This is a genomic window from Prevotella sp. AM42-24, from assembly GCF_003461825.1.
In the GTDB taxonomy this organism is placed as follows: domain Bacteria; phylum Bacteroidota; class Bacteroidia; order Bacteroidales; family Bacteroidaceae; genus Prevotella; species Prevotella hominis.
In genome coordinates this window covers 1-294 of sequence record NZ_QTXV01000181.1, presented here as the reverse complement: position 1 = coordinate 294, position 294 = coordinate 1, and the positions used below count along the sequence as shown (strand labels likewise).

At 44.6% G+C, this 294-nt stretch carries 1 protein-coding gene; it reads right to left on the bottom strand.

Features of this window, described 5'->3' with window-relative positions; all coding sequences use genetic code 11:
* The coding region (locus DW917_RS17490) for a hypothetical protein (RefSeq protein WP_199545600.1) at positions 1-294 on the bottom strand (294 nt) is incomplete at both ends.

Here is a 294-nt window from a genome sequence, read left to right as displayed (position 1 = left end):
AGCATACCGAAGCCAAGATTGTCATTCTCTGCATAGAATCCAGCAAGCACATTCTCTGTTACGAGACCTGCCGCATCTTTCAGAATGGAAACAGAGGCTGAAGTAACAGTTTCATTAGAGATTGCTGCCGGATAGCTGTATTCAAACCAGATGTTCTTTCCTGCAGTAGTTGCAAATCGCAGAGTATCGGCTTTCAAGATGCCATTCTCGATATTGAAAGACTTCTTGCCGATGAGTGCATCCTCTGTCTTGGCGGTCAAAGTAACCTGTCCATTGATGGAATTGTCAGAAAGG